This window comes from Butyrivibrio sp. MC2021 (assembly GCF_000621605.1).
In the GTDB taxonomy this organism is placed as follows: Bacteria; Bacillota; Clostridia; order Lachnospirales; family Lachnospiraceae; genus Butyrivibrio.
In genome coordinates this window covers 224867-246301 of record NZ_JHXX01000002.1, presented here as the reverse complement: position 1 = coordinate 246301, position 21435 = coordinate 224867, and the positions used below count along the sequence as shown (strand labels likewise).

Annotated in this window: 19 protein-coding genes; 2 read left to right on the top strand and 17 right to left on the bottom strand. The window is 42.1% G+C overall.

The window, feature by feature from the left end:
• Positions 1 to 83: 83 nt before the first annotated feature.
• Genes pgmB through T359_RS0106980 form a run of 7 tightly spaced genes read right to left on the bottom strand, consistent with a single transcriptional unit; the run spans position 84 to position 8773 of the window.
• Positions 84 to 725 (bottom strand): beta-phosphoglucomutase, encoded by a 642-nt coding sequence (pgmB, locus tag T359_RS0107010; protein ID WP_330370162.1) that lies wholly within the window; start codon positions 723 to 725, stop codon positions 84 to 86.
• Positions 726 to 742: 17 nt separating this feature from the next.
• Positions 743 to 2512: a glycoside hydrolase family 3 protein gene (locus tag T359_RS0107005; protein WP_035783908.1), complete on the bottom strand. Its 1770-nt coding sequence runs from the start codon at positions 2510 to 2512 to the stop codon at positions 743 to 745.
• Between the two features lie 24 nt (positions 2513 to 2536).
• Positions 2537 to 4060 (bottom strand): alpha-L-rhamnosidase-related protein, encoded by a 1524-nt coding sequence (locus T359_RS22995; RefSeq protein WP_035783907.1) that lies wholly within the window; start codon positions 4058 to 4060, stop codon positions 2537 to 2539.
• Positions 4057 to 5037: an ABC transporter permease gene (locus T359_RS0106995; RefSeq protein ID WP_026516852.1), complete on the bottom strand. Its 981-nt coding sequence runs from the start codon at positions 5035 to 5037 to the stop codon at positions 4057 to 4059. The genes T359_RS22995 and T359_RS0106995 overlap by 4 nt, the downstream gene beginning before the upstream one ends.
• A gap of 24 nt (positions 5038 to 5061) precedes the next feature.
• A complete protein-coding gene (locus T359_RS0106990; RefSeq protein WP_026516851.1) occupies positions 5062 to 6261 on the bottom strand; it encodes a substrate-binding domain-containing protein in 1200 nt (399 codons plus the stop codon).
• Between the two features lie 14 nt (positions 6262 to 6275).
• Positions 6276 to 7256 (bottom strand): ABC transporter permease, encoded by a 981-nt coding sequence (locus tag T359_RS0106985; protein ID WP_026516850.1) that lies wholly within the window; start codon positions 7254 to 7256, stop codon positions 6276 to 6278.
• A gap of 14 nt (positions 7257 to 7270) precedes the next feature.
• The gene (locus tag T359_RS0106980; protein WP_026516849.1) at positions 7271 to 8773 is read right to left on the bottom strand and encodes a sugar ABC transporter ATP-binding protein; all 1503 of its coding nucleotides are present in this window, start codon (positions 8771 to 8773) and stop codon (positions 7271 to 7273) included.
• 207 nt (positions 8774 to 8980) lie between these two features.
• On the opposite strand from T359_RS0106980, the gene T359_RS0106975 reads away from it, so the two are divergent.
• Positions 8981 to 10036 carry an AraC family transcriptional regulator gene (locus T359_RS0106975; RefSeq protein WP_026516848.1) on the top strand — a complete coding sequence of 352 codons (1056 nt, stop codon included), beginning with the start codon at positions 8981 to 8983 and terminating at the stop codon, positions 10034 to 10036.
• A 3-nt stretch (positions 10037 to 10039) separates the two neighbouring features.
• Here the strand turns inward: T359_RS0106975 and T359_RS0106970 are convergent, their stop codons facing one another.
• From T359_RS0106970 to T359_RS0106945, 6 genes are all read right to left on the bottom strand, one after another.
• Positions 10040 to 10735, bottom strand: a complete 696-nt coding sequence (locus tag T359_RS0106970; RefSeq protein ID WP_026516847.1) for an HAD family hydrolase — start codon at positions 10733 to 10735, stop codon at positions 10040 to 10042.
• 260 nt (positions 10736 to 10995) lie between these two features.
• Positions 10996 to 11781: an SDR family oxidoreductase gene (locus T359_RS0106965; RefSeq protein WP_026516846.1), complete on the bottom strand. Its 786-nt coding sequence runs from the start codon at positions 11779 to 11781 to the stop codon at positions 10996 to 10998.
• Between the two features lie 82 nt (positions 11782 to 11863).
• The gene (locus T359_RS0106960; protein ID WP_026516845.1) at positions 11864 to 12361 is read right to left on the bottom strand and encodes a GNAT family N-acetyltransferase; all 498 of its coding nucleotides are present in this window, start codon (positions 12359 to 12361) and stop codon (positions 11864 to 11866) included.
• Positions 12362 to 13126, bottom strand: coding sequence for a hypothetical protein (locus tag T359_RS0106955; RefSeq protein WP_026516844.1), 765 nt, complete (start codon positions 13124 to 13126; stop codon positions 12362 to 12364).
• Positions 13127 to 13398: 272 nt separating this feature from the next.
• Positions 13399 to 14151, bottom strand: coding sequence for a peroxide stress protein YaaA (gene yaaA / locus T359_RS0106950; RefSeq protein ID WP_026516843.1), 753 nt, complete (start codon positions 14149 to 14151; stop codon positions 13399 to 13401).
• A gap of 93 nt (positions 14152 to 14244) precedes the next feature.
• On the bottom strand, positions 14245 to 15261 hold the full coding sequence (locus T359_RS0106945; protein ID WP_026516842.1) for a virulence RhuM family protein: 1017 nt from the start codon (positions 15259 to 15261) through the stop codon (positions 14245 to 14247).
• Between the two features lie 236 nt (positions 15262 to 15497).
• On the opposite strand from T359_RS0106945, the gene T359_RS0106940 reads away from it, so the two are divergent.
• On the top strand, positions 15498 to 16157 hold the full coding sequence (locus T359_RS0106940; RefSeq protein ID WP_026516841.1) for a TVP38/TMEM64 family protein: 660 nt from the start codon (positions 15498 to 15500) through the stop codon (positions 16155 to 16157).
• A 21-nt stretch (positions 16158 to 16178) separates the two neighbouring features.
• On the opposite strand, the gene T359_RS0106935 is transcribed toward T359_RS0106940, so the two are convergent.
• The 4 genes from T359_RS0106935 to T359_RS22110 all read right to left on the bottom strand — a co-directional run bounded on the left by T359_RS0106935 (position 16179) and on the right by T359_RS22110 (position 21421).
• Positions 16179 to 17126 carry an SGNH/GDSL hydrolase family protein gene (locus T359_RS0106935; RefSeq protein WP_197027068.1) on the bottom strand — a complete coding sequence of 316 codons (948 nt, stop codon included), beginning with the start codon at positions 17124 to 17126 and terminating at the stop codon, positions 16179 to 16181.
• Positions 17127 to 17768: 642 nt separating this feature from the next.
• Entirely contained in the window at positions 17769 to 18500 is a 732-nt protein-coding gene (locus tag T359_RS0106920; protein WP_035783906.1) for a hypothetical protein, read from the bottom strand.
• The gene (locus T359_RS0106915; protein ID WP_242839062.1) at positions 18497 to 19684 is read right to left on the bottom strand and encodes an AAA family ATPase; all 1188 of its coding nucleotides are present in this window, start codon (positions 19682 to 19684) and stop codon (positions 18497 to 18499) included. The genes T359_RS0106920 and T359_RS0106915 overlap by 4 nt, the downstream gene beginning before the upstream one ends.
• Before the next feature lie 312 nt (positions 19685 to 19996).
• Entirely contained in the window at positions 19997 to 21421 is a 1425-nt protein-coding gene (locus T359_RS22110) for a methyltransferase domain-containing protein (RefSeq protein WP_197027067.1), read from the bottom strand.
• Positions 21422 to 21435: the final 14 nt, after the last annotated feature.

The following is a 21435-nucleotide window of genomic DNA, read 5'->3' as shown; positions in this document are numbered from 1 at the left end:
GAAATTATTATTAAAAAACTCTGCATTGAAATGAATTATTTATTTCACCTTGTATTACCTGTCTTTCCAGCATTTTTTTGAAACTAAATATCCAGTATTTCGGAAAAAAAACTTATTTTAAACTCTGCTTCGTCACACTCCGCGGCAGGGCCTATTCCGACACTGTGAAACCCCGCTGCATTTGCCGCGTTTATACCCGAGATTGCATCTTCTATCACAAGGCACTCCTCGTTTTTAAGCCCAAGAATTCCCGCAGCCTTGATGAACACCTCAGGGTCAGGCTTGGACCTGGAGATCATGTTGCCGTCGCTGATACCGTCAAAAGCATCAGTAAGGGCTGTCCTCTCCAGGATGAACCGGGTATTCTTTGAGGAAGAGCCAATGGCAAGACCATATCCTCTTTCCTTAAGCTCCCTTAAGGTGCTTCTTACCTCCTCAGTGACATCCCCGGGGCCCATATTCTTCAGAAGTTCTCTGTAGATATTGTTCTTTTTTTCCATGAGAGCAGCCTTTTCCTCCGGCCTGTATACAGCTGCTGCCCTCTCAAGTATGATCTCAAGGCTTTCTGCCCTTGAGACTCCACGGAGTCTTTCATTTATCTTTCTGTCAAAATATATCCCCTCATCGTCCGCGATGGATTTCCACGCCTGATAGTGATACTCATCGGTGCTGCAGATGACTCCATCCAGGTCAAAGATTATCCCTTTTATATTCATCTTGCCCATCCTGTTTCTCCCTCTCTTTATATGTAATCCTTTCCGCAGAAGGGATCTATGGGGCTTACACCCTCAAACTTCGATCTTCCCATGAGTTTTTCAATCACAGCATTGCAGAAGTCTTCATTACCGCTGTAAGCATTGATATAGGTTCCGATCATGGGTGCATCAAAAAGATGATAGGGGTATGCAGTGGAGACCATTATCATCGGTATCTCTTTTGCATGCCAGGGGGCATCATCTCCAAGCCCAAACACTACGTTCCAGTTGAGCCGCAAAGTAGTGTTATTTGAAGCATTTTCCATATTGCAGACATATAGATACAGATCAAAGGATTCCTTCATCTCAGCAACACTTCTGTACATCTCATGTAAAAGAGCCTTCTTCTCATCAGGCAGTGATGCCGGATCCATAAAATCAGCCGGGACAATTTTAACACGTCTGTCCCTTACCGTAACTTCAAACCCTTCTGCTTCCAGCTTATCCTTCCACATCTTTACAAATGCGCTCTCCGGGTCCATTTCCTTGTCGATCACATTTAGGTATATCCTCCGGTATTTCTTCGGACTTAACGGCAAAAGAGCTTTCTCGTCCCTCACAAGAGTGACAGCCTTATCAGCCACCTCTTTTGCCCACATTCTGTGTTTGCTGCAGCCAACAACTGATAACTCTTCTTCCATAGGGACAAGACTTCCGTTTTTTTGTTTCTCATGAAGCCCCAGGGATGCCTTTGTTGCAAGGATTCTCAGCACTGCCTCATCAAGTCTTTTTACGGACAACAAACCACTGCCAATACCCTCAAGCATGAAACCGTAATCTTCTTCAAGGCTCTTGTTGAACAAAATCATGTCGCAACCGTTTTCTATGGCAGTCGGTATGGCAATATTTCTGGGCATTGCACTGGTAAATCCTACCATGGGAGTGGCATCTGTGATTATAAGACCATTAAAGCCAAGACGTTTTCTGAGAAGACCTCCAAGAAGTTCCTTAGAAAGAGATGCCGGCATCAACATGCTTCTTCTGTCAGCATTATTGTTAATCTCTTTTACATAAGCCGGCTGGGCAATATGGCCCGCCATTACAGTCTTTGCTCCCTTGTCTATAAGACTTTTATAGATATATCCAAAGCTGTCATCCCACTCTTTTACAGACAGAGAATTGACACTGGTAAGGATATGCTGATCTCTTTCATCTATTCCATCTCCGGGGAAATGTTTTATTGACACGGCAACATTATTTTCATCTGCACCATCCATATAGCGTGAAGCGAAGGAAACTATCTTCTCCGGGTCATCGCCAAAGGTCCTGACGTTTGTTATCGGATTATGAAAGTCTCTGTTGATATCCACGATAGGAGCAAAAGACCAGTTTAGTCCCAGTGCTGCCCCTTCCCTGCATGCAACATACCCCATCCTGTAGCCGTTTTCAGGATCCGCAGTTGCTGCAACTGCCATGGGCTTGCCAAAAGATGTCCCCTCTACCGCCAGTCCATCTCCACCACTCTCCGTATTAGCAGCTAATAAAAGCGGAATTTTGGCCATTGACTGTATTTTTCTGTGAGTATCCTGAATCTCTTTTGCTCTCCCACTTCTGTACATCATCCCGCCAACACCAATTCCACTGACGATTCCGCGAAGAACTTCATCTTCACTGCTAAATCCCATAGGGCAAAAAACCTGTCCGCATTTTTCCTCAAGGCTCATGTCCTCAAAGGTCTCTTGTACCCAATTTATGGCACTCTCGTCAAGAAAAAACGGATTCCCGGTATAATCGATTTCATAATTATTAAATGTCATATCAAACTCTCTTCTTCCAAAGTATTAAGCAAAGTATTTCCTGAGAAAATACGCCGGGCCACAGCTCCAGGCATGACAATAACTGTTTACAATGGTTCCTCCGTAAGGTGACTCGTCCGGATTTTCGGGATTATACAGCTCCCAAAAGGTGTCTGCACCGTTTTTGATCATTCCGCCCCAGTACTGTCTCATAAGTTTGTGAGCGTCTTCTTTCCTGCCAAGCTTAATAAGTGCATCTATATAGTTGTGATACATATAAGGAGTAACCATTTTAACAGCACCGTCGCAGCCATTTAGTCTTTCCAAAAGCCTGAGTGCAGCACTACCTTCAACGGCATTTCCAAGTATCATCCATATCTGAGATGCAAAGGAGATCTGTCTGTCTTTCCCGCTTACGTACATGCCCATTTTTTCATCATATAAAAAAGTATTGGCTGCATCCTTTACTTTGTTGTAAAGATCAGCATACTCTTCCTCTGAGAGCACATCTCCGACCTGCTCGGCAAGCTCAATTGCTGCCTCCAGCGCGTACAGGAATATCCCCTGCGCACTTGCCTGTTTATTCAGCTCCAGATTCCAGTCCACAAAGCACCAGCCAAGAACGTCAAGGTCCTTTACTACATAGTGTTGGTCAAGGCCCTCTCTGGCAAGACTGATCTGTCTGCGGCATACCTGCCACAGATCCTCCAGCGCCTCCTGGTCACCTGTCTTTCTGTAATAATCCCTGAGAATGACCACAAAAAACAGAGAATAGTCAAACATACAGGTGTCGTCTACTTCAGGCTCAGGCTCCAAAAATACACAGGCTCCGACTCTTCCATTCTCCTGAGTAAGCGCACCGAACAGGTATAGGCAGGATTTGACCATATCATTCATTCTGTAGGTTTCATAATTGGCCAGAGCCTGTATCCTAAGATCTCCTATCCACAGCCTTCTGTCTCTTTTAGGCCCATCCTCAAACACTGTCTGCATGCAATCTTTGAGAGTTTTTACAGCCACCTTGTCCATCTCTCTGTCCAAGGGATCTGCCGCCTCATAGGGTAAAAGATCCGTATCTCTGGCAGAAGTGACGGTCTTGGCCCAAGCTTCGGAAATCTGAAGGTCAAATCTTGAACTGATATCCATAACCTCAATCCTTACAAATCTGAATGAATATCGTCTGTCAAAGTCCAGCCTTCCGGGGACCACATCCACCTTTACCAGCTCTTCCTGGATCCATGATGCGCTTACCCAGCCACTGTATTCTGATGCATCTTCAAACAGCTCTACTTCTCTTTCGGCAAAGCGTACTCTTAAGAGCACCGGAGCATCTGCATGAGCTCCTATGTTCTTAAAATCTAGAGAAAGATATCCAACCAGATGTCCGCCAAAGTCAAGGATGACCTCATCACCTTTTTTTAGTGACATAGTCCTGAAATCCCGGAGACTTTTTTTCTTTATTCCCTTGCTGTCCCTTGTAATACTTACTGTTTCGGCTACAGCAATCTCTTTTTCATTTAACCTTGGGAAAAGAGCCGTTGCTTTTTTCAATAATCTTAAGTCTTTCATGCTTTCAATAATCTCTTTATCAAATCGTTGTTGTTCAGGTAAATAAGGAAAACAACCAGCAATACTGCATTTATAATTGACTGCATCGTTGCATTCACTGAGTTTGAGAATACAGCAAATGTAGAATTTAAAAGTGACATGCAAACAGCCGCCAGGAGAAAGCCAATCTTCTCGTTTGTGAATCTGCCGATATATCCTGCGATAAACATAGGGAAAAATGCTGTAAACATGATGGCTATACTGCCAAAATTGAGCTGTCCTCCATTTATTGTCGTATTTCTGGCCGCATTAAGTGTTCCCACTATACCCATCAGGCCTCCACTGATCCCATAACAGATCAGAGTGTTTTTTACCTCATTGATACCTGTAGCCACAGCCACCTTCTGTCCCGACTTAAGTGCGTTGTAGTCATATCCAAAGGCCGTTTTATCAAAAGTAATTATCATAAATGCAAGGACTGCCGCTATTATCAATGCTGCATAGACCCAGGTTCCTGTAAGAGCGGACATTGAAGGATTTTGAACTTCACTCATAACATATTTGCCACCGGTTATTGTGTACATAATTCCCTCATACACTAGCGTTACTCCCAGTGAGACTATGATTGGAGGCAGTCTTAATGTGCAATATGTAAGACCCGATATCAGTCCAAGTACCACTCCTGCAACAAGGGATATACAAAGCATCACCGGTGCAGAGCCATTTCCCCCGGAGAGAATACCATATGTTATTTTTGCCCCTATGATAGATGACAGACAGGCCATTGATCCCAGGGAGAAATCAAATCTTCCGCTGTTCAGATTTATGGAAAGAGCCATGGTTGTGATCATCACAATAGCTGTATAAACTATGAAATTGTCAAAGCTTTTCATATTTGAAATCACACTCTGTCCATTTAACAGGCAAAGAGTCTGCAAAACCACAAGGGTTACAACCGGCATGGCCAGTGCGTTTACGATTCTCTTCGGGGTACTCATAGCTAATCTCCTTATTACTCTGTATTACTTACTCTCTACAAGGCTCTTTACATCCTGATAGGTGACCTGACTTCCGATAATGCTATCAAGTGTCTCTTTGCTGTAGATGGGTGAATCACCGTTGTCATTGACAAAATACTCATCGAAGGTTGCCTTGTCTGTTGCTACCAGATAGCCCTGATTGAGCGATACAGCATTTCCCTCATCATTTCTGATAAGATTTCCGTCAATCGCATTTGAAACCAGCGCAAATACAGGTCCGATAGATGATGAATACTTACCTGCAAGATATTTAAGACTTCCACTCTCCATTGACTGACTGTTCATGGCAGTAAAGGAATCAATATCGGCAAAAGGTATATTTTCCTGTGAAAGTGTCTGTGCAAAGAATGTAGTTGCCATTCCAACTGAAAGGAATGCCTCGGGAGCCTTCTGAATAGCTGCACCAAGCTCATCTGTTGTTGTATCGCCATATCCCTGGAGGTATGCAACAAGTTCAACATCGCCGGAAACCTTTGAAAGATCAATTCCCTGATCCTGGAAAATCTGTCCCACGATCGCTCCCATGTCATTTGCTCCGCCGTAGGTACAACCAAGTCCCGTAAGAATACCGGCTGCTCTGAAAACGTGCATAGGATTTGGAATGAAAGCGCCATAGAGAGCCACCTTCTTTACTCCCTGATTTTTAAAATACTCGCCCATAGCTTTTCCTGCCTCAAATTCAGTGGCATTTGAAGGTCCGATCTGGCAAACGAAGTGCTCATAACCTTTGTATTTTTCATACTGCTCGTCATCAAGAACTCCTGAAGCGATTGCATAGTAAAGGCCATACTGCTCGCAGGTCTCAATCTGCTGTGCTCTGTCGCTGCTGGATAAAGAGATAACTGCGTCATATCCCTTTGATGCAAATTTTTCAATAGCGGCCTTCTCGTCTTCAGCGCTTGCCAGCGCATCAGTGTAATCAAAGGTAACATCATAGTTTTCCTGAATATACTTCTCATAGTAATTTCTAAATCCCAGGGCTTCCTCACCGCTGACATCTGCTACAAGCACTCCGATTTTCTTGGCTTTGCCGGAAGGCTGAGTAGTTGTTTCAGCTTCCTGTGCCGGTGCTGCGTTATCAGCATTGCCCTGTGCAGCAGGTGCCGAATTTCCACATCCTGCCATCACCGTCATGGCCCCGGCCATGATAAGTCCGATCACTTTTGTAAGTTTTTTGTTCATAATATTTTCCTCCTTTATCTTGGTAACAGTGCTGTCCTGTAATTCATGCTGGTTACATAAACCACCGCCAGGAAAAAGACTGCACTGATCACCTGTGTGATGCCGTATGCTGCGCTGCTGTCTATGACTATCTCAAGAATGTCATTCAGCAAAATATATGAGAAGCCACCGATCAGTGCCGCGTAAATCTTACTTCTTGCACCTCCTGAGATTGGCATTCCTCCGAAAACGATCGCAATAAAGATATTCATTCCTATACTTGATGCTGTTGTAGTAGTAACCGATGGGGTATAGCAAAGTGTCAAAAATGCTCCGAGGCCGATTCCAATTCCCGCCATCACAAAGGCCAGGATCGTATATTTACTTGCCTTTATTCCTGTAAGCTCTGCACAAATTGGATTTCCGCCCACAAATTTCATCCTTCTTCCGGCCTTCGTAAACTGGAATACAAAGAAGCATATGGCAAAAAAGGCTATTAAAAGCATTGCCTTAAAACCTATGTTGTCAAAGGGCTTTACAACTTCGCTGGGAATACTTATTCCGCCAAGAGCTCCTCCATAACTTGTGATGATCTGTGCCGAGAGAGCTGAAAGAACCGACATCATGGCAACAGTTGTCACGAAGGGAGGTATATGAAAAACCGAGGCTAAAACCGAATTCAGCAGTGAAGCTGTGATACCCACTGCGAATATCGCGACGATCATCAAAATAAGGCTCTGAGTCTTGTTATAGGTCATGACTCCCATAGTGGCTGCAAAGAGCGTTGATGCTCCAAGGCTTATATCAAAGGTGCCAAGGGTATAAATGAAGATCGCCCCAGTAGCAACCACCGCAAGAACAAGAGCCTCATTAAATACTATTTTCAGGTACATATCCAGCCTGTAACCATTTATGCTTACCACCACCAGAAATGCTGCAAACAAAACCAGTAAAGCGGCAATGGGAAGTAAGGATATGAGTTTTTGTTTTATGTTGGTTTTTCTTTTATCTGTCATCTCTTTTACCTTCCTCAGATCATGTAGCTTATGATGTCTCCCTCGCTGAGGGTACTGCTTCTCTTAAACTCTCTTGTGATCTCTCCGTCCTTCATAATGAGTACTCTGTCACTCATACCTATCAGCTCCGGCAGCTCCTCGCTTATCATAAGTATTGCCTTGCCTTCATTTTTGAGCTTTACCATGAGCTGATACATCGCCTGCTTGACTCCGATATCCACGCCTCTTGTGGGGCAATCCAGGATCAGTATCTCGCTTCCGCAGCCTATCCATTTACCAAAGACAACCTTCTGCTTATTGCCACCCGAAAGCTGACCTACTGCCTGATCCATATCTGAACATTTGATCTTAAGTTCATCCACCTGTTTTTTTACATATTTTTTCTCACCGGATGAAGTAACAAGGTTTATTTTGTTTTTAAAGATATTCATTCCGGCGATAGCAATGTTGTCTTTTATACTGGCATCGAGACAAAGCGATTTCTGATCTCTGTCTTTCGACACATATCCGATCTTTTGCCCCATTGCATTGTGAGGGCTGAGTATCTCTTTTCCACTACCGCAGATAACATGCCCCGAATCAAGCTTTAGCGCTCCGAAAAGGGCTTCACCCAGATCATGCATTCCGCTGCTCGCAAGGCCACCGACTCCCACAATCTCTCCGCGGTGTAGCTCCAGAGAAACGTCCTTTAAATTATCTTTGTAGTTCAGGCTTTGAGCGCTGAGTACCACTTCATCAAGAGATGTACACTCCGTATCCGCCCTGTAATAATCACCTTTAAGCTCTCTTCCTATCATGCTGCCGCGGATGGCATCTGCATCAAATTCCTCTTTTTCAAAAGTCCTTATGATGTTTCCATCCCTGAGTACCGTCAACGTGTCACAGACTTCCATGATTTCGTCCAGATCATGAGATATAAAGATCACTGACTTTCCGTCATCCCTCATTTTTCTGATCAGACTGTACATGATCTGCCTTCCATCGTGGGACAGCGCAGTTGATGTCTCATCGATGATCAGAATATCCGGGTTTTTCATGATAACTTTGGCTATTTCAACCAGCTTTCTATCCTGAAAGTCCAGCCTTCCCATCGCATCTCTTCCGCTGATGCCTGCTATCCCAACGCTTTTAAGAGCCTCATCTGCTTTTCTTTGCAGTTTGTTCTTGTCCACAAGGCCAAATTTGTTTTTAAAGCTCCCAAGTTCGGCAAGGAACATGTTTTCAGCCACCGATATTCCTCCAATGGTTCCGCTTTCCTGAACAACCATTCCAATGCCCTTGTTCAGTGCATCTATCATACTGGCCGGTTCCCATCTGTTTCCCTTAAAATACATCTCTCCTTCATTTGCTTTCTGCATTCCGGCAGCTATTGAGGAAATAGTGGATTTTCCTGATCCGTTCTCACCGATCAGGCCTCTGATCTCACCGGGATAAACTTCAAGGTCAACCTCGTTAAGAGCCACGACGCTTCCGAATCGTTTGCTGATATTCTTCATTTCAAGAACTGGTTTATTCATAACTGCCCATTCCTTTCTGTAACGGCGCTCTTTATGATGCAATTATATGTTCAAAAAGCACTGAACATAATTCACAAAATCGCTCAATATTATTGATGTTTTATGATTTAAATATAATAATTTTTATATAAATCTTTGATTTTTTGACATCTACTTGCCGAGCAGATATAGTAGATTTAATAGGAGCCCTCAATATAAGGAGATAAAATGGACGCTAATGCATTAAAGCAGCATATATACGATATTACAGAGGTGGAAGCATTTTATAGAGAGTACTACCTCGCAGGAAAGAACCCGAATTCGCTTAGAGAATTTCTTAAGAATCTTGACATGGAAATGGTGCTGAGTAAGCACCTTCTGATCAAAGAAAAAAAAGAAACAATCCCCGATGTTTATGAGGATTATTTCTTTTTTGATTTGTCTGACAATGACAGTATTATTGTTCAAAAGCACGAAAGATACAGCCCGGATATTGAGCATAGCCATACCTTTTTTGAAATCTCATATATTTACGATGGCAGATGCACCCAGACTATATCGGGCAATACCATTGAGATGAGAACAGGAGATTTCTGCGTGATCCCACCGGGAATCAGGCATTCTTTTGCGGTATTTGACGACACTATCGCCATAAATATAATGCTGCGCCGTGATACACTTCACACTATGTTCTACTCCTTTCTCAACACCCGTAACATCCTCTCATCCTTCTTTCTGAACAACATTTATGCCAAAAAGGCGAACGATTTTATAATGTTCAGGACCGGCCAGGACGCGGCCATTTCCGAGTCCTTCATATGGATGTTAACAGAGAGTCGCAACAAGGAAGAGTACCACTACCAGACCATAACAAACACCCTACTCCTCGACTTCTATCTGATAATTAGACGGTACTCCGAATCTGTTCAGATGCCCCTGTTCGACTCCAGAGTAGATGTCCAGCGCTATGCTCTTATCCAGTATATTCAGGAAAACTACAAGGACGTTACCTTGTCGGATCTGTCAAATAAGTTCCACTATTCCAATGAATATACATCAAGACTGATAAAAGAGCTCACAGGCATGAATTACACAGATATCCTGCGAACTGTCCGAATCGAAAGATCGCAGGATCTTCTTGCCAATTCCACCATGACGGTGCAGACCATAGCAGAAGCTGTTGGGTACGATACCACAGAGCATTATATAAGGCAGTTTAAAAAGCACACAGGCATGACGCCCTCTGCATATCGCAAACAGTCTACATCAAACAGAACCAGGTAATAATTACTGGTACCTGGTACCAATGTCAATGGCCTTCAGAATATCAGCCTGTGTATAAGCATGTTCAAAGTCATCAAGCTTGTAGCATGGAATATGTGGTTCAAAGGCCAGATCGGCAAAGTACTGTGCCTGAAGGCATTTCATTCCAAGATCTCTGGCAGCAAACAGCTCTTTTGACCCGCCATCTCCGACATACAGGCATTCCTCAGCAGTAACTCCAAGCTTTTCCATTGCTTTTTTATATATTTCATGATCAGGCTTACATGTTCCCTGCTCATATGAGAGCATTGCTACATCTATGTATGGGAAGATAGAGCTTTTTCTGATAGCATCAGCTTCATCAGAAAAACAGTTGCTTATAAGACCAATCTTTATACCTCGCTTTTTAAGATCCTGTAAAAGCACTATAATTTCTGCAGATGTACGTTCAAATATCCCTTCCAGATTCTTCCTTCGCTTATCTGAAAGAAGTTTTACGGATTCCTCACTGTAACATCCCAGCATTTCAAGGGTTGCTTTTATCCCCTCCTCTATTGTGCAGTTTCCGCAACTTCTGTCATGTTCAGTGTCATGCCATGCATTTCTGAAATAATTGACCTCGATTTTTAAGTCTGCCGCCATGTCTTCACTAAAATAAGTATCACCGGAAAACATTGAGACGAGCGTTTCAAACATATCAAATATAACAGCTTTAGTCATACGCACCTCCCATCATTTTTAGAATAACAGAAAAACAGTCTATAAGCGACTTTTATTCCTACGGGGCGATGTAAGTATCCCATTTGCCGCATAAATTGGTACAACAACATTCATTATTGTCCAATCTATATGTTCACTTTCTGGTACCTGGTACCAATGTCCTGGTACCACTGTTGTACCACTGTTTTAAGCAATAATATGCGTTATATTTGGGGAAAGTTTGCATTTTTGAGTAACTTCCCCCAAATATAACGCATATTTCAATTATAAGTATTATCTTTAGCACATAGTAATAAAGCATCTGAAATGTTGCTAAAAACGATCCCGTGCTTTTTTGCCTTGGAACAGTCCATCCATAGATTATGTCTGGCAGGTGCATCATTTACCTGTATATTAAGTCCCAGAGCACCGACAAATTCCCTAGTGATCTCATACATAGACTTTTCTGTCTCACTTCCGAAGTTGTATGCTCCGCCTGGTAATGCAATGACTTTTTCAATGTTTTCAGCCACTTCCTTCACATAGGTGATTCCTCGGAACTGTTTTGAGCTGAAAGCTACCGATTCCTTAGCATTTATGATGTTCATGAAGTAATTGGGCTTTTTGAGATAGTAGTCATACATCCATTCCGCACGCAGCATAACAGCATCGGGACAGATATCCAATACCCGCTGCTCCATCTCAAGTTTATGTTCCGCGTAGGTATTGGCCGGTTTTACGATTTCCTCAGTATAAGGTCCTTCATCCGAAAGCCCGCTATATACCTGATCAGAACTGAAACAAACCAGTTTTCGTCCCTTAGCAGCTTTTGCAATATAGCATGGTATCAGAACATTTGCGACATAAGATGCCTCAGGATCCGCTTCACACGTGCCTATATCGGATATGGCGGCAGTATGAACAATAGTATCTGCACCACTCTCTTCGATTATTCTTTTTATCTGCTCTTCAGATGCGTTCCTGAGCGATGGCGCAGCAACGACATCCTTGCAGATTTCCATTATTTTATTTCCTACAAAGCCTGTAGCTCCTGTAACAAGTATCATTTTAAATATCCATTGGCTTGTCGGCCCCAAATGAAAGGTGGAGATCACCAAGTGCATATAATGCCATGTTTTGTCTCCAACATTACAATTGCTTTATCATGTACGCACCGTCATCCTGGTTATCAGTAATTTCATAACCACATTTTTTATATAGATTGGATGCCGGAACGTTCTGTTCCCATACATAAAGAGCTATTAATGATCGCTCGTCTTCTTTTACCATTCGTTCAAGCTCGCGGAGAGCCTCAGTAGCATAACCTTTTCGCCGTTCCTCTTCGAATATCAAAAAATCGCAGACAAATGCTTTTTTGCAGGAATCATCCTCTTCATACATGTACCAGATCCAGCCAATATCTGAGCCCTTCTTAATGTCTTCGATGACCATCAGAAATTGATTTGTGGTATGAAGTCCATTATCAAGAAGCTTGTTAAATTCGCCTTCAGCCTCGATAAGAGCCCGCTTTTTATCAAGATTTCCAGCCTTGAGCATAGTCTCTGCGTAGTCGAAAATACTATACTCTCTGAAGCGGGAAAAATCTTCTTCGCTCATTTTTCGCAGTCTTATTTCATGTTTCTCCATCTACATAGTCTCCGCGTCCAGCCAGTTTTTAACATGTTTCTTGCAATTCCAGCAGCTGACAGACAATGATATCCACTCAAATGCCTCTCTCCAGTCACGTTCTGAAAAAGAATCGTCATTAGCTACGCACTCATCCAAAAAGTCCTGTTTTCCCTGAGAAGAAATCGAAACCTCTACTACAAAGACATCTTCTCCGCACTTTTCACAGATATATTGCTCCATGGGCTCATTTCGATCATTATAATCATCTTTGCAAACAAAGCCATTCCAACCATGCTTACCTGAATCAAAGACAATAATTATTTCTCCACAGGAATCACATCTTGCTTGGACGATCTGCCTTTCATTGCTACTATATAGCTTGAATTTGGTACATCCGCATTTGCATCTAAGTAGCCCTTCGGCGTGGAATTCATCATTTTTTGCCCCGTTAAGGAGCAGGTACTCATCTAAGTGTGAAGGTACAGGCAGATCCTCTCTGCGTTCCTCAGAAGTTACAGTCAGTCTGCCTACTACCTTGCTTCCTTCATGAAGATCATAAACATCTCCAATCATTACTTCATCATATGGAGCTTCATCAACAAGAAATGTAAACCTGACTTCATCTGTCTTGGAAAAGTCCGGACATATCATAAAAAGGCTCCAACTTGAACCATTTTTCCATTTAATAACAGGACCATATTTTGTCCCTTCCGGATAAATGATTTCTCTGCTGCCTTCTTCTTTTGAAAGCCATGCTATCTTCCCTTTAAAATACTTCCTCATATTAGTCTGATTCCAACCTCTTTCATTTTAACTTGAGTATCTTTAAAAATCTTATCATTCACGCTGGAAACGCAGTTTAGATTAACACTTACCTCATATCCATTCTCTTTAGCGGCAAAAGCTGTTTTGACAGGTTCTTCAAGGGTTCTGCAAGTACTTCACAGACATAGGGCTCAAAGAGGATTTCTCCAAATTACTGGTACCAAATTACTGGTACCTGGTACCAATTCGAGTATCATCAACGGAAATCGTTATGGAGAATTTATTATTTGCTAGTTCCATTTTGTCCTTTCAAAAACATAGTCAGTATCTGATGACAGGTCCTCGCGGTATGAATACCCAAGTCTGTCAAATGCCTTGATATTTTCAGAATCCTTTATCTGCTTTTCAGCCATGTATCTGACTATCTCGCCTCTTGCCATCTTAGCGTAGGTTCCCTTTGTTACCAGCTTGCCCTTGGACATTTCCACAAAAGAAACTGTTATGTAAGTATCTCCGGGTTTCAAGTGCTTTTCTATGCACTTCGAATACTCTTTTGATGCAAGATTGATGATAACCCTTGAATCATCAACCACTTCCTCATATAGCTTGGATCCCCAGAACTCATAAAGATCTTTAAAACCATCAATCTCAACTTTTGCCTGCATTTCAAGTCTGTAAGGCGTCACACCGTCCATGGGTTTTAGTACGCCGTAGAAACCTGAAAGTATCCTAAGGTGCTCTTGGACATAGTCAAATGAGCTGTCCTCAAAAACGGCAGGCGCCATGTACTGATACGCTATACCTTCATAAGAAAGGATCGCAGGAGTAAGACTATTTTGTAGGTTCATTTCTCTGATACGCCTAAAGTTTTCCTCGGCTATCTTGTCATTGCAGCACCACAGACTCTGAAGCTCCGATCTTGTTTGCTTTTTCATCCATGATAGAATCTTTTGCGTCTGTTTGAGATACACAGGGGTTCCCTGGCACTCCAGAGTATCAGTATCGATATTCATTTTCTTAGCCGGTGAAAGAATAATCTTCATCTCATGCTCCTTCAACACATACTCCGACCTCAATCACAGTCGAATCTCTACTTTTCTTCTGAGTATATTATCTCAAAGCTATTAGCGAAACCTTCAAACATTTCTCTGAATTTTTCCTAATGATTCAATAGTCTCAAGATAATCTATTTCTACTGAACTCAGTGTCTTAGCCTGATACTTTTTATACTCTTGTTCTACCTTGTCTATTGCTTTTTGATGACTTACTGAACCATTTCCCTCCAAGAGCTTTTCTCCGCTCATTGTAAGGATATTATCCAGATGCCTTGCCCAATCTTCCATAGTCATTGGTATCTCACGTTCTGCCTGTCTTTCTGCAAAATCAAGGTATCCAGATACAATCTGCCCCATAGCACGTAGTTCTTTTTCATTTAGGTAGTTCTTGGCAATTTTCGCTTCTCCAAGAGTAGGCTGTTCACCTTTAAAGGTCATAAGTCCCATGAATTCCTTCTCTGCATCCACCCTATGATATATGACTTCAGCAGCAGTTTCTCCGTGTACAGCAAAGTGAATCTTATTTTGGACTTTTTTGAAGAACTCTATAGATGTTTGTGCCTTTGGATCATAATCAACACTTGTAGCATATATTTCAAGGACTTGCCTGTAAAATACCTTTTCAGATGCACGGATATCTCTGATGCGTTCAAGAAGCTCTTTGAAATAGCCACCTCCGCCGAGGTTCTTTAAGCGCTCGTCATCCATAGTGAACCCTTTTTGCATATATTCCTTTAGTCTGGCTGTTGCCCACTGGCGAAATTTGGTAGCAGTCATTGAAGTTATACGATATCCCAAAGAGATTATCATATCCAGATTATAATGAAGTAGGTTTCTTTCAACGTTTCTTCCGCCTTCAATTTGAACTGTTCGGAATTTCCGAACAGTTGCCGCCTCATCTAACTCACCCTCTTTGAATATATTGGTTATGTGCTCGCTGACATTGGATTTACTTGTATGATACAGATCTGCTAGCTGCTGTTGAGTAAGCCAAACTGTCTCATCTTCAAGCCTGACATCTATTTTGGTCACTCCATCATCTGAACTGTATATTAAAATCTCACCTTTCTCTTCGGCCATATTTTTCAAACCTTTCATTTTTTAGCATGTCTCTATAAATATATATTGCGGTCAAAAATCTTGACCGCAAATAAATTCTGTAATAAAGCATATCATAAATTCACAGGCATTAACATCGCTAGATACAAACATGTATGTCGTCTGTCGCCCTTGTTTTATGCAAGAATTAAAATTACTGGTACCTGGTACCAATGTCCAATGTCTCCTTTTTAATGTGCTAAAATATATATACAAAGAATTTTTAGGAGTTTCTCATGTCAAAGACAACTATCAAAAGAATAGCAATAGCGCTATTTATAATATTATTCCTGATAATAGTATATTTCTGCATAGGACAGCCTATACTTGCTTTCGTTAATGATAGAGAATCATTACAAGAATTCATAGCATCAAGAGGCGCTCTGGGCTGGGTAGTATTCTGTCTTTTGATCGTAGTTCAGACAATGTCAACCTGTATCCCCGGCACCCCCTTCTACCTTGCGGCCGGCTTCATGCTGGGTGGACTGAAAGGAGCTCTTCTCTGTGATCTTGGAGCAACCATTGGTAACACAATTGCCTTTGGCATCGGACGCCGTCTTGGGGCGAAGCCGCTCTATTTCATGTTTTCAGAAGAAAGAATACGAAAAATAGAAGACAGGATCATTGCTAAAAATCCTGTCTTTATCCATTTCTTATTTATGCTGCTTCCGCTACCCAAGGACACCTACGCCTGGATAGGCTTTTATTCCAAGGAATCATTACCGGTCTGGTTCATCCTGACCTATATTTTTAGATTCCCGCACATCTTCGTCTATACCTTTGGCGGGGAACTCCTCATGGAAAAAAACTATGCCGTCCTCATCGCCGGAGCCATCTTCGCAATACTGGTTTATTCCGGATTGATGATTTATCTAAAAAAGAAGAAAGTTGCCTGAAGGGCATAAAATGTACTCTTTTTACCACTCTGTTCTTCTGATAAACTCTGCAAGATTCCTGCCGTATACCTCTGCGCCAAGAAGGTTAGGATGAAGATTGTCAAGGTAATACTCGCTCAGATGAGGTACAAGAGTAAATCCGTCCAATACAGTTACATTCTTGTAGCTTCCGGCGGTTTTCTTTATCATATCGCAGTATCTTACGAAATTATCATAGTCCGCAGGATTGTCTCCTCTCCATATGGGAGAGATGCACAGGATGGGAATATCGCTTCCGTAGATCTCGGTCAGAGTATCGTAATACTCTGTAACATCGGAAGTCTTGGCTGGGTCATGATTATTATTGGTGCCCATGGCTACGATGATCTTGTCTGGAACATATCCGGGCATTGGCATTAAGGATTTCTTGTCATAAATGTATCCGCCGATTCCCTGATTGATAACATCATAATTAAGTATTCTATTGGCTACACTTACATAGGTCTGAGCGGAACGCAACGGTCCAAAGCCCTGAGTGATGGAATCGCCAAGCCAGAGCACGCGCTCATTTTTGGTAGTCCTTTTTGCTTCTGAGTTGATCTCAAAATTCTTAATTAGAACTGTAGCATCAGCCGGAAGATAGATCACTACGCTCTTTTCGCCCTCAGGCATATCCCATTCTATATATCCCTCTGTATCAATATCCTTGACATACACGATGCTGTCAGCAAGTCCATTGATACAAAGTTCAAAGGAATCCTGGGATCCGGTCCAGAAGAATTTGTAATCAAATGAAACCTTTGTAGCATCCGTTACCATCTCAATGGTCTTGGCAGTGGAGGCCATACAGCGGTCGTACCAGAAATCATTCGCTTCTTCAAAATATTTCATCTGATCAGCGGTGTACTGGAATGCCTGCAGATATCCATCCTCGGTTTCAGAAAAGCTGTAGGCTCCAAAAAAGTAATTCTTTAACTGTTCATTATTCATTTTTACTGCCATCCTTTTAATATTTTTTTTCTATATCTCCGGTAATTCCGTATTCATCCTTGAACCGGAACAGATCTTCTGAATTACTGGCACCTGGTACCACTGTAATGTAGTCAGAGTAGTTCCTATAAAAGGTTTCTTCCCATTTAACCTGATCGCCTATGCATGATAACATATGTCATCATGCATAGGCGATGCAATAAGCATTTCATGGTCCTTGCTCCTTGCTAGATGCAGAAAAAAGCTTATTATCTTAAACACTATATCCTTATTTGATCTATCTTTTGGAAGTGCAATTGTCAGGTATTGCCGGTATTGAAAATCCTCACCAATAAGTTCCGACTCTCGGAATTTGTTTGGCGTGTAGGACGCAAAATACACCCCCAGCATTAACTCCTGATTATCATATGATTCCAAATAAATTGTTCTATCGAACTGCTCTACTATCTTAAACTCATTTTTCCAAAAGTCATTCAAAACATCAATTACTGTTTTTTCATCCAGTGCTACTTTTGCGAAATAAGCATTATGATCTCATCTTTATGTTCTTCAACATATATCTCAAGGTAATCCGTAAGTGATGGTTTGATCTTGTAATACTCCATATCTGTAGCTTTGTAGTCATCTTCCTCAAAAAGCTTTTCAGATTCCTAAAACTCTCTTTACTTCTTGTTCCAATCTTTTGGCAGATATGCATTTCTGAGTTACTTCATTCCAGCTTTCGGCTACCCTATCACTAAATACTGCATAAGTAAGCACATTTTTCTTATCTCCTCTTACGCGAATGCCATGATAGGTTTTCTTTTTGGCTATAATTGTTTTCCATGGATCTTCTCGTGTCTCGATATCATCCGTTCCGTCATATGCAGCAACTACCCAAGCATCTGTGCTGTCGCATGGGATAGTAATCGCAATCTGGCTCATATCATCAGCATCAAGTGCAGATTTAAGAAGTTCCTCACCATGCTCCATCATTGCTTCAATCCCACTTTCATGGCTTTCACAGGGAATGATTACAGGACATTCAGAAACATGTTTATCGCAGTAAAGAGGAAACACTTTTCCCTTATTCTCACATGACGTTGTGTCGCATAGACAATGCGCTTCCTTTTCTTTTCTGATCACGTCTCCGTCCATCTGTATGACAATAGCATCGATTTGGGGCTGAATCTCTTTCATCAGCACATTAACAGATTCTGTTTCCTTACACCATCTCCATACGCCTTTCCAACCATTGCCAAATCTTCCAATCATATCCCGTTCTGGTTGAAGCGAAAGATATCGGTTGGACTCACCTGTAATCGTGTCTATCGCTGCCTTTAGTACAAGATAATCTGTCGGACCTTCTGAGACTATTCCTATTACTTTGCTCATAACAACTCCGGAACGCCTCCTAATACTCCATTTATCCAAAGTCTTGATAATGGCTGATTCATCGAAAGGAGTTTGTCTGAAACCTGTATCCTTTTTATCTCGACATGTCCCTGCCTGTTCCTTTCTGTCGTAAACAATCTGATATCATCATTCGATAAATTAAGTCCATCGAGGACAAGCGGATTGTGTGTAGTTATGAACACAGTCTTACCTTCTTCAATTATTTTCTGGCTAAATATTTCCGTAACTTTACGGGCAAGCCTCGGATTCATGGCGTGGTCAAAACTATCTATTGCAAACATCTGCGGAGCTTTTTCATGCATAGCAAGTGCTAGCATAAACAAAACATATAATGCACCTTCACTTGCGTCATAGCCTGTAAATGATGCTGTATCTTTCAGATATTTATCCTTAAATTCAATGATTTGCTGAGTCGTAGGAACACCTGGGTTAAGAATTGTCTTCTTCGGCTTGCTGACCTTAAACTCCGATGCCCAGTCTATCAGCTCCAGCATATCCTCCATGAACATTGACCCAAACATGTAATCTCCATCATCCTCATGAAGAAGATCCTGTATTGCCTCTGCAAGACGTCCACCATTGAGGCCAATAGGATTGATCTGCGCCGGATCCGCAACTGTTCCTCTTAGAGTAAGTGTATCCGGCTGATATATTCCGTAATTTCCAATATATTTGGCGGCTGTAGAATATTCTTTTTCTGCAAGCGACTCAGATATTGTAAAATACCCAATCTTATTATTTAACTGCGCACTGGTTCTGTTACTACGACCATATACGGCTTCTCCGTCACAGGAAACGCTTTCTGCAAAATACTTCCAAGAATCATCATCATTCGGAACAGTCAAATGGCTTATGTAATCATAATCATGCTCATCCAATTTCCATTCCAGTGAGAAGTCCACAGTTTTTGATTCCTTCTCAATAGACAGAAACTTAGATTTATATAGAGCCGACGTACTAAGTCTCACACCTTTCCTCTGCAAACTGCTTGAATTAACTCTATCTGTCATTGCTGCACTAAGGACACCTATTGCCTCTAACACAGAAGATTTTCCGGAACCATTGGCACCAATAAACACATTGACTCTACCTGGCTCGAACGAAACGTCATATAATGACTTAAAGTTCTGAATAGTTATTTTTTTTATTTTCATCTCGCTCATTTAAACATGCTCCTTTTTACAGAAATGCCTTATCTAAATTTAACACTAGTATATCACTTTTTGCAAAAAATCAGGTATCTAATTTTTGCATTTTCCTTTATTTAGGCTATTTGTTTAAATTTAGATATTACAAAAATAGCGCATAAAGCATTATCTAAGCTGAGATTAGATACTTGGTTTTTCTCAATAATCCGACTATCTAATAAACAAATAAGTGGGACCTGGTACCACTGTGCGGGAGGCCTTCCTAGTTCGGTTGCATCAAGACTTATTTCCGTAGCACCTTTTTCCCATGTTTTCTCAATTAGCAGCTCATGGCTTCTTGGTTATGTACAGGACATAGGTGTCATTAAAAACAATGCGGTTGCCTGCGTCCAGAACTGCCTTTCGAAGGCCATCGAAGAACTCTGTGCGTAGGGGTTCAGGGATCACCACATGATCGCTGTGGGTTCCACAAAAGGCCACATACTCATCGGCGCTGAACACACGCTGGCCTTTAAACTCGCGTCGCGTCACCTCTGTGTAACCGTACTCAGGAGCAGCTGTGTAACGAAATTTCCCATGGGTGTACTGGATATCCGGCTTGTAGTAACGATCATACAGTTTTTGTATTTTGGTGTACAGGACCTCGTTGGCTGATTTGTAGTCTGCACTGGTCAGCATCATTGCCAGCGTTCCGCCTGGTTTTAGAAGATCAAATGTTTTGGTAAATGCCACGGTCTCAGGAATCCACTGGATCGTAGCAGCAGAATATATCATGTCAAATTTCATGTCACCAAAATCATGGGTTATGAAATCGTCATTTACAATGTTGAAATTAGGCAATTCGCTATATTTCTCTTTCATCATACTGCACAGATGCTGGCCAAGCTCAATAGCATAGTATTCGCAGCCTGTTCTAAGCACTGGTTCTGTGGCCTGACCTGTTCCGGGGCCAATTTCCAAAACTCTTTTGCCAGGGCCGATTCCTGCTTCCGTATTCAGATAAGTAAAGAGCTCTTCGCTGTAACGTGGGCGGAATTTGTCGAACTGGTCTGGGATGGTGTCAAATACTCTTCGAAACTCGTCCTGCTCCAGCTCTTTGATATCTTCCCCAGTGAGCTCCTTGAGTTGTCTATCCTTAGCTTTGTAGATTGTTCCTACAACGTCTATGCGACCTCTCTTGATAAAGAAGGCGCTCATATCCTCCATGGCATAAACCGTGCGGCCCTCGGACATTCTAAGTGTCTGTTCATAGCGCCACGTATCCTCTGGATCATGATGGCAGCTAACTGTAATGTTGGTAAGTCCCAGTCCATCGAAGGCTTCTATTGACTCAAAGAAATCCACTGTCTTACGGGCCATGTTCATGGAACCTGCACTGACGCCAAAGATAGCGGCATGGCAATCTATCAGAGCTTCGTAGCACCCCTTTTCAGAAATCAAATTAAGCTGATCCTCGCAGGCACCTCCTCCCATAAGAAAGATGCAATCCGCATTCTGAACTAGCTCTTTTGCCATCTCAGGTTCTGTGCGCTTATCGATCACACAATGCTTTTCAAAAGATAATCCATGCTCTGCGAACATCTGATACATGCCATCGCAATCGTCATCATTTTGTTCATAGTCAAGAGGACATGCAGTGATAAACACAATGCTCCTACGCTCTATAAGTTCGGCGCGGAGCCGCTTTGTTATTTCCCCTGAAAAGTGATGCTCTGGAAATCCGCTAAATACTGCCAACAATTCTTTTCTCATTTTCTCCTCTTTTC

What these genes read in the sequence shown, in the direction of transcription:
- T359_RS0106960 (WP_026516845.1), bottom strand. Translation starts at nt 12,361, where the DNA reads ATGGAGAAACATGAAATAAGACTGCGAAAAATGAGCGAAGAAGATTTT.
- T359_RS22110 (WP_197027067.1), bottom strand. Translation starts at nt 21,421, where the DNA reads ATGAGAAAAGAATTGTTGGCAGTATTTAGCGGATTTCCAGAGCATCAC.
- T359_RS0106955 (WP_026516844.1), bottom strand. Translation starts at nt 13,126, where the DNA reads ATGAGGAAGTATTTTAAAGGGAAGATAGCATGGCTTTCAAAAGAAGAA.
- T359_RS0106920 (WP_035783906.1), bottom strand. Translation starts at nt 18,500, where the DNA reads ATGAGCAAAGTAATAGGAATAGTCTCAGAAGGTCCGACAGATTATCTT.
- T359_RS0106995 (WP_026516852.1), bottom strand. Translation starts at nt 5,037, where the DNA reads ATGAGTACCCCGAAGAGAATCGTAAACGCACTGGCCATGCCGGTTGTA.
- T359_RS0106985 (WP_026516850.1), bottom strand. Translation starts at nt 7,256, where the DNA reads ATGACAGATAAAAGAAAAACCAACATAAAACAAAAACTCATATCCTTA.
- yaaA (WP_026516843.1), bottom strand. Translation starts at nt 14,151, where the DNA reads ATGAAGATTATTCTTTCACCGGCTAAGAAAATGAATATCGATACTGAT.
- T359_RS0106975 (WP_026516848.1), top strand. Translation starts at nt 8,981, where the DNA reads ATGGACGCTAATGCATTAAAGCAGCATATATACGATATTACAGAGGTG.
- T359_RS0107005 (WP_035783908.1), bottom strand. Translation starts at nt 2,512, where the DNA reads ATGACATTTAATAATTATGAAATCGATTATACCGGGAATCCGTTTTTT.
- T359_RS0106935 (WP_197027068.1), bottom strand. Translation starts at nt 17,126, where the DNA reads ATGAATAATGAACAGTTAAAGAATTACTTTTTTGGAGCCTACAGCTTT.
- T359_RS0106945 (WP_026516842.1), bottom strand. Translation starts at nt 15,261, where the DNA reads ATGAAAGGTTTGAAAAATATGGCCGAAGAGAAAGGTGAGATTTTAATA.
- pgmB (WP_330370162.1), bottom strand. Translation starts at nt 725, where the DNA reads ATGGGCAAGATGAATATAAAAGGGATAATCTTTGACCTGGATGGAGTC.
- T359_RS0106970 (WP_026516847.1), bottom strand. Translation starts at nt 10,735, where the DNA reads ATGACTAAAGCTGTTATATTTGATATGTTTGAAACGCTCGTCTCAATG.
- T359_RS0106915 (WP_242839062.1), bottom strand. Translation starts at nt 19,684, where the DNA reads ATGAGCGAGATGAAAATAAAAAAAATAACTATTCAGAACTTTAAGTCA.
- T359_RS0106980 (WP_026516849.1), bottom strand. Translation starts at nt 8,773, where the DNA reads ATGAATAAACCAGTTCTTGAAATGAAGAATATCAGCAAACGATTCGGA.
- T359_RS0106965 (WP_026516846.1), bottom strand. Translation starts at nt 11,781, where the DNA reads ATGATACTTGTTACAGGAGCTACAGGCTTTGTAGGAAATAAAATAATG.
- T359_RS22995 (WP_035783907.1), bottom strand. Translation starts at nt 4,060, where the DNA reads ATGAAAGACTTAAGATTATTGAAAAAAGCAACGGCTCTTTTCCCAAGG.
- T359_RS0106940 (WP_026516841.1), top strand. Translation starts at nt 15,498, where the DNA reads ATGTCAAAGACAACTATCAAAAGAATAGCAATAGCGCTATTTATAATA.
- T359_RS0106990 (WP_026516851.1), bottom strand. Translation starts at nt 6,261, where the DNA reads ATGAACAAAAAACTTACAAAAGTGATCGGACTTATCATGGCCGGGGCC.